Source organism: Paraburkholderia sp. PREW-6R, assembly GCF_039621805.1.
Lineage (GTDB): Bacteria > Pseudomonadota > Gammaproteobacteria > Burkholderiales > Burkholderiaceae > Paraburkholderia.
In genome coordinates, this window is sequence record NZ_CP155073.1 from 1,142,892 (window position 1) to 1,155,894 (window position 13,003).

Consider the following 13,003-nt stretch of genomic DNA (forward strand, 5'->3'; position numbering starts at 1 on the left):
TAATCGATGCCTCCTCCCGCCGACCCTGCCGGTCCCGACGAAGAAACCTTCGTCAGTTTGCCGAAACAGCCCGCATTCCAGCGTTTCTGGTGCACTCGCATTCTGTCGTCGCTGTCGTTCCAGATGCTTGCCGTCGCAATGGGCTGGCACATCTACGCGCTGACGCATAGCGCGTTCGCGCTCGGCCTCGTCGGTCTCGCGCAGTTCCTGCCGATGTTCGTCCTGACGCTCGTGGTAGGGCACGTGGCCGACCGTTACGACCGGCGGCGCATTGCGGCGATCTGTCAAAGCCTCGAAGGCGTCGCTGCGTTGCTGTTCGCATTCGGGACGTTCGGCGGCTGGATCAGCGCACCTGTCATCTACGTGCTGGCCGCCTGCGTCGGCGCGGCGCGCGCTTTCGAATCGCCTGCGGTCGCGTCGTTGCTGCCGGGCGTCGTCGCGCGCGGACAATTGCCGAAGGCCACGGCGTGGGCCACGTCCGCGAATCAGACCGCGCAGATCGCCGGCCCCGCGCTGGGCGGTCTGCTTTATGGGATTGGGCCGGGTGCGGCTTACCTTGCGTGCATGGTTTCGTTCGCGGCCGCGGCCGCCGCGGTGTGGGGTATTCCGTTGAAGGCAAAGCCGGTGAGCCGCGCACCTGTCACGCTCGAATCCGTGTTCTCCGGCATTGCGTTTATCCGCAAGGAGCCGGTGATTCTCGGGGCGCTGTCGCTCGATCTGTTTGCCGTGCTGTTCGGCGGCGCAACCGCGCTCTTGCCGGTGTTCGCGCGCGACATCCTGCACACGGGTCCGCTCGGTCTCGGCCTGTTGCGCTCGGGCACCGCGATCGGCGCGCTCGCGGGCACCATCTGGCTCGCGCACTTCCCATTGCGCAATCGGCCCGGTGCGGCAATGTTCGGCGGCGTGATTGCGTTCGGCGTGGCCACGGTCGTGTTCGGCCTGTCCCATCAGTTCATCGTGTCGCTGATCTCGCTGATCGTGCTGGGCGCCTCCGACACCATCAGCGTCGTCGTGCGGTTGTCGCTCGTCCAGTTGCGCACGCCGGACGACATGCTCGGGCGCGTGAACGCGGTCAATTCGCTTTTCATTGGGACGTCGAATCAATTGGGCGAATTCGAATCTGGCGTGACGGCAGGGTGGTGGGGCGCGCGGCCTGCGGTGCTGGTGGGCGGCTTCGCGACGATTGCCGTCGCATTACTCTGGATGAAATTCTTCCCCCAGCTCAAACGTGCGCGAACGCTCGAACGCGAGGAAGAACTGGCGCCGAGCCAGTGAGCGCGGCGCCATCTGGCGTACGAAGAACGGCATGCGGATTTAGGCGCGTGACGCAGCGCGCACTCGCCACGCGGGCCAGCGTACGGTAGCCAGAACCGACGCCGCGACGATCAATGCACCGCCCACCCAGGCAGTTGTCGAAATCCGTTCGCCCAGCCACAGGCACGCGAACAGCGCGCCGAAAGCCGGTTCGCTGCCCATCAGCAACGACACCCGGGTCGGACTGCTGCGTTTGATTGCGAAATTCTGCGCAAAGAATGCGAACAACGTACACGCCAGCACGAGATAAGCGACATAGCCCCAGAACGCGCCGTGCCCAACAAGCGGCGGCACCGCCTGCCACTGCCGGGGCGCAAGGAGCAGCGCGACCGTCGCGCTGCCGAACGCCACCACGCCCGACTGAACGGCAGTCACCGAAAGCGGCGGCAATGTCGAGTCGCGCATCACGCGTTTCGTCACACACACGGTCAGTGCGCGCAACAGCGCGGCGAGCAGGATCAGCGCGTCGCCTGCATTCAGGCTCAGTGCGCCGTCGCCCGTCAGCAGCCACGCGCCTGACAGCGAAAGTATCACCGCCGCCCATTCCACTCGGCTCGGTCTGCGCTTGAGCAGCGACCATTCGACGATCGGCGTCAGCACCACGCACAGGCTGATCAGAAACGCGGCATTTGCGGCGCGGGTCAGCAGAATGCCGAACGTCTCGCACAAAAAAATGCCGAGCAGGAGCGCGCCCGACATGAGCGCACCGCGCAGCGTACGCGCGTTTGCCGCGCGCAGAGGGCGCAACGCGGGCGACAGGATCAGAAACGTGGCGCCAAACCGTATGGTCAGCAAACCCAGCACAGGATAGAAGTGCAGCGCGCTTTTGACGACGCCGTAGCTCGTGCCCCACACCACCGCAACTGCGAGCAGCATCAAGTCGGATAGCAGGAGCATGCGTTTTGGACTGAACATGGCGACCCTCGATCAAAGAACGCCTATTGTCGAGCTTTGCGTGCGGCGCGATAATCGGGCTGACATGCACAGCTTTTATGTCGCAAATGCATGAATACGTCGACGCGCCGACCCAGACTGCCCGCATGAACACCAGCGAACTTTTCGCGCTTCTGCCCGATATGGCCGTATTCGCCCGCGTGGTGGACGCGGGCAATTTTTCGCTGGCGGCGCGCCAGCTAGGCACCACGCCGTCCACGGTGAGCCGTCAGATCAAGCGGCTCGAAGACGCGCTCGCAACGCGGCTGCTGGAGCGATCCACACGCAGCGTGCGCTTGACGGAACCGGGCGCGCAGGTGGCGCGGTTGTGCCGGGAGATGCTGAGTGCTGCAACCGGTGCGGTCGATGCCGCCGGACAACTCGCCGGCAGTCCGCAAGGCAAGGTCACGCTGAGCGCGCCGATCTCGTTTGCGAAGAGCCTGATTCATCCGCTCATGCCGGCTTTCCTGCGTGCTTACGAAGAGGTGGATCTGCGACTGCTGTTCACGGACCATGACGTCGATCCGCTCGTCGACGAGGTCGATCTGGTGATCCGTCTCACCGAAGAGCCTCCGCCGGGCCTCGCCGGCCGTAAGCTCGGCGCGGCGCGCTGGCTGCTGGCGGCATCGCCCGCGTATCTCGCTGAGCGTGGCACACCGGAGCAGCCGCGCGATCTGGCGCGGCACGATTGCATCTACCTTGGCGAAGTGCCGGACGATAACCGCTGGCGCTTCCGTCGCGGCACGGCGACGCAAAGTGTCGTGGTGAAAGGGCGCTATAGCGCCAACGACGTCACCGCGCGGCTCGAAGCGGCGCAGCTGCATTTCGGCATTGCGTGCCTGCCCGAATTCGCGGTCAAGGACGCGCTGCGCAACGGGGAGTTGACTGCCGTTATGCCGGACTGGACTTTCGAAGCCCGCGCTTACGTGGGCTCTGTGTGGTTGCTGTATCCGCCCAATCGCTTCTTGCTGCCGAAGGTGCGGGCGCTGATCGATTTCCTCGTGGAGCATATGCGTGCGGTCGACTGAGTCGCACGCAGCCGCTGGATGTTTGGCGAGCCGCGCGGACGAACGTAGAATCGCTGGCTTGAACCCACGCCAGACTGTGATCGCATGTGCACGCGATCTTGAGGAGACCCAGCATGACCCTGGATGTAACGCTGCCGGTCGCGGCGACGGTGTATCGCGGCGATTCGATCGAAAATACGCATGTTGCGCACGTTGCGGTTGTCGACGCGAGCGGGCGCGTGCTGTACTCATTCGGCGATCCATCGCGAATGACGCTGGTGCGTTCGGCGGCCAAGCCCGCGCAAGCGTTGGCGGTGCTCGAGACGGGCGCGCTCGAGCGCTTCGGTTTCGACGAAGCTGACCTCGCGTTGATGTGCGCGTCGCACAGCAGCGAGCCACGGCATATCGAACGGGCGCGCGCGATGCTGGTCAAGGCGCAGGCGAGCGAGTCCGACTTGCGTTGCGGCGGTCATCCGCCGTTATCGGATGCGGTCTACATCGACTGGTTGAAGCACGACTTCAAGCCGGGTGCTGTGTGCAGCAACTGCTCCGGCAAACACGCCGGCATGCTGGCGGGCGCGCGCTCGCTCGGCGCGGCGATCGCGGGCTATGAGTTGCCTGACCATCCGTTGCAGGAGCATGTCAAGCATACGGTGGCGAACGTGTGCGACTTGCCGGATAACGGTGTGCAGTGGGCTATCGACGGTTGTAATCTGCCGACGCCCGCGTTTCCGCTAGACCGCCTCGCCCGCCTGTTCGCGAAGCTGGCCGCAGCGCAAGACGAGGTGGCCGCGTCTTCGTCGGCGCACACGCCTCGCACCGCAGCGCTTGCCCGCATCTACCGCGCGATGACTGCGCATCCCGAACTGGTGGGCGGCGAGGGCCGTTTCTGCACGACGTTGATGCAGGCATTCGAAGGCAGCCTGGTCGGCAAGGTCGGCGCAGAGGGCAGTTACGCGATCGGCGTTCGAGCGTCGGAACACACGAAGCGAGCAGGCGCCGAGGGCGCGCTGGGCATAGCGATAAAAGTGGAGGACGGCAACGTCGGAATACTCTACGCGCTGGTCGCGGAGGTGCTGGCGAAACTGCAGATAGGGACACCGGCGCAGCGCGCGAACCTGCACGCATTCCACACCCCCCCGCTACGCAACACGATGGGGATAGAAACAGGACGTCGCGAGCTGACGATCGACCTCGTGCCGGCGTTAGCGGTGTGAACTCAAGCCGCCGCCCCTAATGCCTCCCGGATCGCATTTGCCAACTCCGCGGCAGCGAACTTCGCTACATACCCGTTGGCCCCGGCATTCTTCACATGCGCCTCGTTAGCGGCGCCCGTCAACGACGAATGGATGATGACCGGAATGTCCCGCGTCCTGTCATCGGCCTTGATGTGGCGGGTCAGCATGAAGCCATCCATCTCGGGCATTTCCAGATCCGTCAGCACGAGCGCGATGCTGTCTTTGACGCGCGCACCGGTGGACTGCGCTTCATGCGCAACCTGCTGCAGCGTATTCCACGCTTCTTCGCCGGTTTTGGCCATCACGTAATCGGCGCCGATTGCACTGAGCGCCTGCTCGATCAGCTTACGGGCAAATCCCGAATCGTCGGCAGCCAGAATTTTGGCGCCTGGCCGGATGCCGAGCGCGTCGCCCACAGAAGCGGGGTCCACACCCGGATGCTGCGACGGAAACACATCGCGCAACACCTGCTCCACATCGATCACCTGGGCGAGCCGTGAGTCACCCGTATTACCATCGATGCGCGCAATACTCGTGACGAGATTGCCGCCCGCGGTGCCTTCCGCGGATAGCACCTGATTCCATTCCAGCCGCACGATATCGTCCACTTCCTCGACCGCGAACGCCTGGGTCGAGCGTGCAAATTCGGTGACGAGCAGAATGTTCAGCCCGCGCGTCGGCTCGCAGCCCATGAGTCGCGGCAGGTCGATCACGGGAATGATCTGGCCGCGAATATCCACCGCGCCCATCACGAATGGCGACGAACCGGCGATGGGTGTGACCGCCGGCATGGTCGAGATTTCGCGCACCTTGAACACGTTGATGCCGTAAAGCTCGTGCGCATCGCTGTCGGGCACTGAGCCGAGGCGAAACAGCAGCAACTCGAATTTATTCGAGCTCGTCAGGTTGGTGCGTTCGTCATTCGCGCGGGGATCTACGGACATCGACTCTCTCCAGGATTACGGTGCGTAAGCGCGCTTTGCCTGCATTGCGGTTTGAGCCTGCTGCGCGCCTTACTTGTCTGTTATCGGCTCGACGGCTGGAAAGTTCAGTGCTTGACGCTGCAATACGCCGCATTCTCTGGTTAACGAGAATGTGATGTGACGTGAAGGCGAGTCGGGTCTTTCTCTTGTCATCCACCCGCGCCGCTTGGCGAGCACTCCGGATATTTGGTATGAAGTTTGGCGACGTTGACGCGAGCATAGGCCGTTTCATGATGAAAAGGCTGACGTCGACTGGCAAGGCCGTCCGCTCTTCGTCACACGAATTCAGCGATAATCGCTTGCGACGCTTCCAACCTCGCATGGCTTTGCGCGCACCACATGGTTTTCCCAAAGCGTTGAACCGGTTCACTTCCCCCAGACTCTTCGCGCTCACCGTATGAGCAAACCTGCCAATTTGCCGCAACGACTGGAGCACATGCTTCAGCAGGCCGTCGCACTGCAACGCAACGGCGCGTTGACTGAAGCCGAAGAACTCTATCGCGAAATCCTCGAACTGAAGCCCCGGCATCTTGACGCCTTGCAGTTGCTCGGTGCGCTGGCATTGCAGACCGGCCGCCTGGAGGAGGGTGTGGCGTGGCTCAAGCGCGCGGTGGCCGTGAACGCACGGCTCGCGCCCGTCCATTCCAATCTTGCGTATGCGCTAAACGCGTTGCAGCGCTTCGAGGCAGCGCTCGCCAGCGCCGACCGTGCGCTGGCGTTGCAGCCTCAATTTGCCGATGCATTGAACAATCGCGGCAACGCATTGGCCGGCCTGAATCGACCCGCTGACGCGCTCGCCACGTTCGATCGCGCGCTGACGCTGTCGCCCGATTGTGCGCCGGCCTGGAACAATCGCGCCTGCGTATTGCGCGATCTCGGCCGTGCCGCCGACGCGCTCGCGAGTTGCGATCGCGCCCTCGCGCTCGAACCGGCTTATCCCGACGCGTGGAGCAATCGCGGCAACGCGCTGAGCGATCTGAACAAGCCACAGGAAGCGGAGCGCTGCTATCGTCGCGCACTCGAATTGGCACCCGCATTCGCGGACGCCTGGAACAATCTCGGCCTCACGCAGATCGATCTGGGTCAGCATGAAGCGGCGTTGTCGAGCTACGAGCGCGTATTGGAAGTGAATCCGGATGCGGTCGAGACGCACTGGAACCGGGCGCTGTGCCTGCTGCAAATGGGCGACTTCGATGCCGGCTGGCGGAGCTATGAATGGCGTTGGGCACGCAACCGGATCAGCGCGAGCAGGCGCGAATTCGCGCAGCCGCTGTGGCTGGGCGATTTTTCTATCGACGGCAAGACGATTCTGTTGCACGCGGAGCAAGGTCTCGGCGATACCTTGCAGTTCTGCCGTTACGCCGCGCTCGTGTCGAAGCGGGGTGCAAAGGTGGTGCTGCAGGTGCAGCCGGAACTGACGCGGCTCCTGACCACGCTCGACGGTGTCGATCAACTCGTCGAAGAGGGCGGCGCGCTGCCGCACTTCGATTGCCATTGTCCGCTGCTGAGTCTGCCGCTCGCCTTCGGCACGAACCTGACGAGCATTCCCGCGCGCACGCCGTATCTCCATGCGGACAGTGACGCGACCCGTCAATGGCGCGACCGGATCGACGCACGGATGGACGCACGGATGGACACTTCGACGAACCGCAAGCTGAAAGTCGGCCTCGTCTGGGCAGGAGGCAATCGTCCCCATGTCGCCGAATTGCGGAAGAACGACGCGCGTCGCTCGATGACGTTCGCGCACATGGCGCCGTTGCTCGACGTGCCGAACGTGCAGTTCTTCAGTCTGCAGAAAGGAGCGGCCGCGCAGCAACGCGTGGGGACGCCGGCAGAGCAACAGGTGATCGACTACACGGACGCGCTTCATGATTTCGCGGACACGGCGGCGCTCGTGGCGAACCTGGATCTGGTGATTTCCGTCGACACATCCACCGCGCATCTTGCGGGCGCCTTGAACCGGCCGGTGTGGATACTGAACCGCTTCGACACATGCTGGCGCTGGATGCTCGAACGCAGCGACACGCCGTGGTACCCGAGCGCAACGCTTTTCCGGCAGCCGGCGCTGGGCGACTGGGACAGCGTCATGCACGCCGTGCGTGACGCGCTCGCCGTGCGCAGCGCGGCGCACGCACGGGCCGCATGAGCGTCGGCAACACATTTGTGCGGACGCGCGTAGACTGATCGTCCGTTCATCGACGTTGAAGCCACGGAGGAACATCAATGGAATATAGACATCTGGGTGCATCCGGTTTCAAGGTGCCGGTACTGAGTTTCGGCACGGGCACGTTCGGCGGCAAGGGGGAATTTTTTCAGGCTTGGGGCGCGACCGACGTCGCGGAAGCGCGTCGTCTGATCGATATCTGCTTCGACGCAGGCGTGTCGATGTTCGACACCGCGGACATCTATTCGAGCGGCGCATCGGAATCGGTCCTGGGCGAAGCGCTGAAAGGCAAGCGCGACAAAGCGATCATCTCGACCAAGGCGACCTTCCGTTTCGACGACGGTCCGAACAACGTCGGCTCGTCGCGTTTTCATCTGATAGAGGCCGTCCATTCCGCACTCAAGCGCCTGCAGACCGATTACATCGACCTGTTCCAGTTGCACGGTTTCGACGCCAGAACGCCGGTCGAAGAAGTCATGTCGACGCTCGACGACCTCGTGCGCGCCGGCAAGATCCGCTACACGGGCGTGTCGAACTTCTCGGGCTGGCACCTGATGAAATCGCAGGACGTCGCTGACCGCTACGGTTATCCACGCTATGTGGCGAATCAAACGTATTACTCGCTGGTAGGCCGCGATTACGAGTGGGAGTTGATGCCGCTAGGCATCGATCAAGGGGTGGGCGCCGTAGTATGGAGTCCGCTCGGCTGGGGACGTCTGACGGGCAAGATCAAGCGCGGGCAGCCGTTGCCCGATTCGAGCCGTTTGCACAAGACAGCCGACATGGGGCCGCCGGTGCCGGAAGAGTATCTGTTTCGCGTGCTCGACGCGATCGACGAAGTGGCCGCGGAAACCGGCAAGACCGTACCGCAGATTGCACTGAACTGGCTGTTGCAGCGGCCCACGGTATCGACGGTATTGATCGGCGCGCGTAATGAGGAACAATTGCGCCAGAATCTGGGCGCCGTGGGCTGGAATCTGACGCCCGAACAGATGGCGAAGCTCGATGCGGCCAGCGCCGTGCGGCCCGCTTACCCTTACTGGCATCAGGAAGGATTTGCGGAGCGTAATCCGAAAGCGGTATGAATGCGCGAGGCGCAACGCCCGGAACTCGTCGAGTTCCGGGTAGTGCCCCCCGGTTCGGGCCGATCACTGATCGAGTCCGGCCGGAGCACCTGATGAACTCGACGCATGCGCCGTCGATCACGCAAGCCCGCCATTCGCGCGCAGCACCTGACCGTTCACCCAGCCGGCATCCGGTCCCACGAGAAACGACACCACCGAAGCGATATCCTCCGGTTCGCCGAGGCGTTGCAGCGGCGGCATGTTCGTGAAAGTCCTGATCTGCTCGTCGGTCTTGCCGTCGAGAAAAAGCGGCGTTGCAATCGGTCCCGGCGCCACGGCGTTGACCGTGATGTTGCGGCCGCGCAATTCTTTTGCGAACACATGCGTGAAGGTTTCGACGGAAGCTTTGGTCGCGTTGTAGATCGCGTAGCCTGGCATGTTCAGCGCCAGCGCCGTGGTCGAGAAGTTGACGATGCGTCCGCCGTCGTTCATCCGCGCGGCCGCTTCGCGCAGCGTATTGAAAGTGCCGCGCACGTTGATGTCGAACATCTGGTCATATTGCGCGTCGCTGGTCTCGGCGATCTGCGTCGTCGTCATTACGCCCGCGTTGTTCACCAGCACATCTACCCTGCCGAGTCGCTGCTCCACTGTGTCGAACAGGCGGCGCACGTCGTCGGGCTTCGAGACGTCGGCCTTGACCGCAATGGCCTTCGCGCCGGACGCACTCAGTCCGGCGACCAGCGCGTCGGCTTCCTTCGAGCTGGATGCATAGTTGACGACGACCGCGAGGCCGTCTGTGGCGAGGCGCTGAGCCAGCGCGGCGCCGATCCCGCGTGCCGCGCCGGTCACGATGGCGATACGAGCGTTCGAATTCGTGCTCATGGTGCGTTCCTTAGGGTCGGTGAATAAGTGGCCTCATGATGAGCGCTTCGCGCGCATAGATAATCACGCTAGACTGGCCAACATCATTCCATTCACTTCAACAATAGAGCGCCCGCATGGATCGTTTTGAGGAAATGCGCGTGTTCGTGCGGATTGCGGAGCGGCAGAGCTTCACGCGTGCTTCCGACGATCTGCAGATACCGCGCGCTACCGTCACCAACCTGATGAAGCGGCTGGAAGAACGCCTCGGCGCGAGGCTGCTTGAACGCACGACACGCACGGTTCGGCTTACGCAGGACGGCGACGCTTACTACCGCCGCTGCGTGCGGCTGATCGCGGACCTGGAGGAGGCCGAAGGTTCGTTCTCAAATATCGCGCCGAAGGGGATTTTGCGCGTGAATCTGCAGGGCACGCTGGCGCGCTATTTCGTCGTGCCCGAGTTGCCCGCGTTTCTGGCGCGATTTCCCGGTATCGAATTGACGATCGGCGAAGACGACCGCTTCGTCGATCTGGTGCGCGAGGGCGTGGACTGCGTGCTGCGGGCGGGCAACCTGCAGGATTCGTCGATGGTCGGGCGCCGCGTCGCCCGGTTGCCGCAGGTCACGGTGGCGAGCCCGGTGTATCTGGAAGCGTTCGGCACGCCGCACGATCCGTCGGCGTTGTCTGCGCATCGGGCGGTGAACTACGTGTCGAGCGCGACCGGCCGACCGGTGCCGCTCGAGTTCAGCGTCGGCGGTCGCGAAACAGCGGTGACGCTGCCGTCCGCGGTATCCGTGACGGGCACGGAGCTTTATACCGGCGCGGCGGTCGCGGGGCTCGGCATCGTCCAGGTGCCGCGTTACCGTGTGGCGGGCGAACTTGCAGACGGTCGGCTGCAAGTCATTCTTGCGGACTTTCCACCGCCACCGATGCCCGTTTCCGTGCTCTATCCGCAGAATCGTCAACTGTCGTCGCGTGTACGGGTGTTTGCGCAGTGGTTGCGCGATATTTTCGAGGCCGCGGCTGCGACGATCAACGGGTCACCGTAAGCGTTCGCTAGACGTTGCCGGTCCGCATTCGAACCCTCTGTTCTTTTATGCGGACTGCGCTGCGCGTCGTGGGATCATACGCATCGCGGGCAGGCCGTTCGGGTGCCTGTCGCACGAACAATGAAACAGGAGCAGGGCAATGATCGATGGACTGGTGGGCGGCCGCTTGTACGGCGAAGCGCAGATTCGCACGGGTCAGAACGGCAGCCGGTTTGTGACGTGCAAGCTTCGCGCGACCACCAAAGACGGTGACACGATATTCGTCAACGTGATCGCATTCGACGACGCCGTGCAGACCGCATTGCTCGCACTGGCCGACGCGGACAGCGTCGCGCTGAGCGGCACGATAACCCCTAAGGTGTGGACCGACAAGAACGGTCTCGTCAAACCCGCGATCGACATGATCGCGCATAGACTGCTGAGCGCTTATGACGGCCGTCGGGAAGGTGAGCACTAAGGCGCACGGGGCTGGCTGCAGACGCGGGGGCAGGGCGGTCAGGTCGCTACAGCCAGGGTAATACCGCATTCAGAAAAAAGCCGCCGGGAAAGTGTCCTGAAAAAACCATAGTCCGCTTTCGTTATTTCCCCTGCGGATCGATTTCCCCCTACTATCAGCAACAAAACCGGGAATTGAAAAACAGGGGTTACACGATCATGGACCGCCACCGTTCGCTGGGCGTGGTAACCGGCGCGGCGCAATTCGCCTGCGCCGACGTGCTGAGCCGGCTGACCACCGCCTCCCGCGAGCAAGGCGCTCGCTGCCCCATCGACCTCGTTTTCGAGCCGCATGCGTGGCAAGGTTCTTCGTTGCAGAGCGCGGCGAGCACCGGGTTCAAACTGCATGTTTTCGATACGATGCGTGCTTTCGAGAAACGCGGCATCGACGGCATCGTGCTGCCGTGCTTCCTGAGCCATACGTTCATCGACGAACTCACGGCCAACGTCAACGTGCCCGTCGCCAACATCATGAGCGCGCTGGTGGCGCATGTGCGGCACACGTGGCCTTCAGTACACCGTATCGGTGTGCTCACTTCCAGCGCGATTCGCGAGAATGGCCTCTTTGAACGCTATTTCGACGCGGACCGCAATCAGATTCTCTACCCGCGCAGCCAAAGCGGCGCCGACGGCGTGACGAGCGCGGTCTACTCGAAAAACGGTATCCGAAGCGGTCGGTTGAACGGGCGCCCGGTCGAACTGCTGCGCGCCGCAAGCGAAGACCTGATCGCGCAAGGCGCCGAGATCATACTGCCTGGCCTGACCGAAGTGTCGCTCGTGAGTCGCGCGCTCGGCCCGCTGCCAGTGCCGGTCGTGGACAGCAATCTTGTCTACGCCCACTACGTGGCCGCGTCCCCGTTTGCGCAGCGGCAGCGGCCTTTCAAGGTGGGTGTGGTGGGCGGCGTCGGCCCGGCGGCGACCGTCGATTTCATGAGCAGGCTGGTGCGTAATACGCCCGCCTCGCGCGACCAGGACCATATCCGGATCATGGTCGAACAGAATCCGCACATTCCCGACCGCACGCAGGCGCTGATTGCGGGCGGAGAGGACCCGACGCTCGCGCTTTACGCCGCGTGCAAAACGCTGGAAGAGGGCGGCGCGGACGTCATTGCGATTCCGTGCAATACGGCTCACGCGTTCGTCGACCAGATACAGCCTTCGCTCGGTATTCCGATCGTCAACATGCTGACGTGCACCGCCGACCATTTGCGCAAGGCTTTTCCTGCGCTGGGCGATGTCGGCGTGCTGGCCACCTCGGGGACGCTTGCGAGCGGCGTCTACCGGACGGCGCTCGAAGCGCGCGGCTTTGCCCAGATCACCCCGCACCCGGATGCGCAGGCGCGTCTGATGAACGCGATCTACGGTCCACGCGGCGCGAAAGCCGGCTTTACACGCGGCGAATGCGTGGACGATCTCGCCGCCGCCGTTGACGATCTCGTGTCGCAAGGCGCACGGGTCATCGTGCTCGGCTGCACCGAACTGCCCTTGCTGCTGCGCGACACTGCGCTGCTGCATCGGCACGGCGCCGCGCTCCACTGGATCGATCCGGGCGATGTGCTGGCGAAGCGCTGTGTTGCCTATGCACTGGGGCGGATCGACCTGCTCGATGCTGACCCCATACCGATTCCGGCCTCCGCGCACCCGCTGCCGAGCGGCGCGGAACGCGCATACGGCTAGCCACCTTCTCACATTCGCAAGCGTCTGCCGGGACGGACAGCCGGGGATGGCACTAACATTCGGCGAGCATTCATTCACACCGGGACCGTGCCTGCCATTGACACGTTATCGCACCTTGCGGCGGCGGCTCCTGGCGCCAGACCGGCGGCACAACGCTTGCTCCCTATAGCCTGCCGACGGTTGCTTGACGATGACCGGCGGCGTCGCTTCGCAGCCTC

General features: G+C 63.5%; 11 protein-coding genes. 8 read left to right on the plus strand and 3 right to left on the minus strand.

What is annotated here, in order from left to right; all coding sequences use genetic code 11:
- The first annotated feature begins 6 nt into the window (after positions 1-6).
- A complete protein-coding gene (locus AAGS40_RS05030; protein WP_345813609.1) occupies positions 7-1,275 on the plus strand; it encodes an MFS transporter in 1,269 nt (422 codons plus the stop codon).
- 39 nt (positions 1,276-1,314) lie between these two features.
- On the opposite strand, the gene AAGS40_RS05035 is transcribed toward AAGS40_RS05030, so the two are convergent.
- The gene (locus AAGS40_RS05035) at positions 1,315-2,229 is read right to left on the minus strand and encodes a DMT family transporter (RefSeq protein ID WP_345813610.1); all 915 of its coding nucleotides are present in this window, start codon (positions 2,227-2,229) and stop codon (positions 1,315-1,317) included.
- 125 nt (positions 2,230-2,354) lie between these two features.
- Between AAGS40_RS05035 and AAGS40_RS05040 the strand changes: the two genes are divergently transcribed.
- Together AAGS40_RS05040 and AAGS40_RS05045 are read left to right on the plus strand one after the other, a co-directional pair.
- The gene (locus AAGS40_RS05040; protein ID WP_345814271.1) at positions 2,355-3,275 is read left to right on the plus strand and encodes a LysR family transcriptional regulator; all 921 of its coding nucleotides are present in this window, start codon (positions 2,355-2,357) and stop codon (positions 3,273-3,275) included.
- A gap of 113 nt (positions 3,276-3,388) precedes the next feature.
- Positions 3,389-4,471, plus strand: coding sequence for an asparaginase (locus AAGS40_RS05045; RefSeq protein ID WP_345813611.1), 1,083 nt, complete (start codon positions 3,389-3,391; stop codon positions 4,469-4,471).
- 2 nt (positions 4,472-4,473) lie between these two features.
- Here the strand turns inward: AAGS40_RS05045 and AAGS40_RS05050 are convergent, their stop codons facing one another.
- The gene (locus AAGS40_RS05050; RefSeq protein ID WP_345813613.1) at positions 4,474-5,436 is read right to left on the minus strand and encodes a chemotaxis protein; all 963 of its coding nucleotides are present in this window, start codon (positions 5,434-5,436) and stop codon (positions 4,474-4,476) included.
- 436 nt (positions 5,437-5,872) lie between these two features.
- Between AAGS40_RS05050 and AAGS40_RS05055 the strand changes: the two genes are divergently transcribed.
- Positions 5,873-7,621 carry a tetratricopeptide repeat-containing glycosyltransferase family protein gene (locus AAGS40_RS05055; RefSeq protein WP_345813614.1) on the plus strand — a complete coding sequence of 583 codons (1,749 nt, stop codon included), beginning with the start codon at positions 5,873-5,875 and terminating at the stop codon, positions 7,619-7,621.
- Between the two features lie 77 nt (positions 7,622-7,698).
- Positions 7,699-8,724 carry an aldo/keto reductase gene (locus AAGS40_RS05060; protein ID WP_345813615.1) on the plus strand — a complete coding sequence of 342 codons (1,026 nt, stop codon included), beginning with the start codon at positions 7,699-7,701 and terminating at the stop codon, positions 8,722-8,724.
- 117 nt (positions 8,725-8,841) lie between these two features.
- On the opposite strand, the gene AAGS40_RS05065 is transcribed toward AAGS40_RS05060, so the two are convergent.
- On the minus strand, positions 8,842-9,585 hold the full coding sequence (locus AAGS40_RS05065) for an SDR family oxidoreductase (protein ID WP_345813616.1): 744 nt from the start codon (positions 9,583-9,585) through the stop codon (positions 8,842-8,844).
- Positions 9,586-9,701: 116 nt separating this feature from the next.
- Between AAGS40_RS05065 and AAGS40_RS05070 the strand changes: the two genes are divergently transcribed.
- The 3 genes from AAGS40_RS05070 to AAGS40_RS05080 all read left to right on the plus strand — a co-directional run bounded on the left by AAGS40_RS05070 (position 9,702) and on the right by AAGS40_RS05080 (position 12,785).
- A complete protein-coding gene (locus AAGS40_RS05070) occupies positions 9,702-10,613 on the plus strand; it encodes a LysR substrate-binding domain-containing protein (protein ID WP_345813617.1) in 912 nt (303 codons plus the stop codon).
- Positions 10,614-10,752: 139 nt separating this feature from the next.
- On the plus strand, positions 10,753-11,070 hold the full coding sequence (locus AAGS40_RS05075) for a single-stranded DNA-binding protein (RefSeq protein WP_345813618.1): 318 nt from the start codon (positions 10,753-10,755) through the stop codon (positions 11,068-11,070).
- A 197-nt stretch (positions 11,071-11,267) separates the two neighbouring features.
- Complete coding sequence (locus AAGS40_RS05080; protein ID WP_345813619.1) at positions 11,268-12,785, plus strand: amino acid racemase; 1,518 nt, start codon at positions 11,268-11,270, stop codon at positions 12,783-12,785.
- Positions 12,786-13,003 lie beyond the last annotated feature (218 nt).

What these genes read in the sequence shown, in the direction of transcription:
- AAGS40_RS05030 (WP_345813609.1), top strand. Translation starts at nt 7, where the DNA reads ATGCCTCCTCCCGCCGACCCTGCCGGTCCCGACGAAGAAACCTTCGTC.
- AAGS40_RS05035 (WP_345813610.1), bottom strand. Translation starts at nt 2,229, where the DNA reads ATGTTCAGTCCAAAACGCATGCTCCTGCTATCCGACTTGATGCTGCTC.
- AAGS40_RS05040 (WP_345814271.1), top strand. Translation starts at nt 2,355, where the DNA reads ATGAACACCAGCGAACTTTTCGCGCTTCTGCCCGATATGGCCGTATTC.
- AAGS40_RS05045 (WP_345813611.1), top strand. Translation starts at nt 3,389, where the DNA reads ATGACCCTGGATGTAACGCTGCCGGTCGCGGCGACGGTGTATCGCGGC.
- AAGS40_RS05050 (WP_345813613.1), bottom strand. Translation starts at nt 5,436, where the DNA reads ATGTCCGTAGATCCCCGCGCGAATGACGAACGCACCAACCTGACGAGC.
- AAGS40_RS05055 (WP_345813614.1), top strand. Translation starts at nt 5,873, where the DNA reads ATGAGCAAACCTGCCAATTTGCCGCAACGACTGGAGCACATGCTTCAG.
- AAGS40_RS05060 (WP_345813615.1), top strand. Translation starts at nt 7,699, where the DNA reads ATGGAATATAGACATCTGGGTGCATCCGGTTTCAAGGTGCCGGTACTG.
- AAGS40_RS05065 (WP_345813616.1), bottom strand. Translation starts at nt 9,585, where the DNA reads ATGAGCACGAATTCGAACGCTCGTATCGCCATCGTGACCGGCGCGGCA.
- AAGS40_RS05070 (WP_345813617.1), top strand. Translation starts at nt 9,702, where the DNA reads ATGGATCGTTTTGAGGAAATGCGCGTGTTCGTGCGGATTGCGGAGCGG.
- AAGS40_RS05075 (WP_345813618.1), top strand. Translation starts at nt 10,753, where the DNA reads ATGATCGATGGACTGGTGGGCGGCCGCTTGTACGGCGAAGCGCAGATT.
- AAGS40_RS05080 (WP_345813619.1), top strand. Translation starts at nt 11,268, where the DNA reads ATGGACCGCCACCGTTCGCTGGGCGTGGTAACCGGCGCGGCGCAATTC.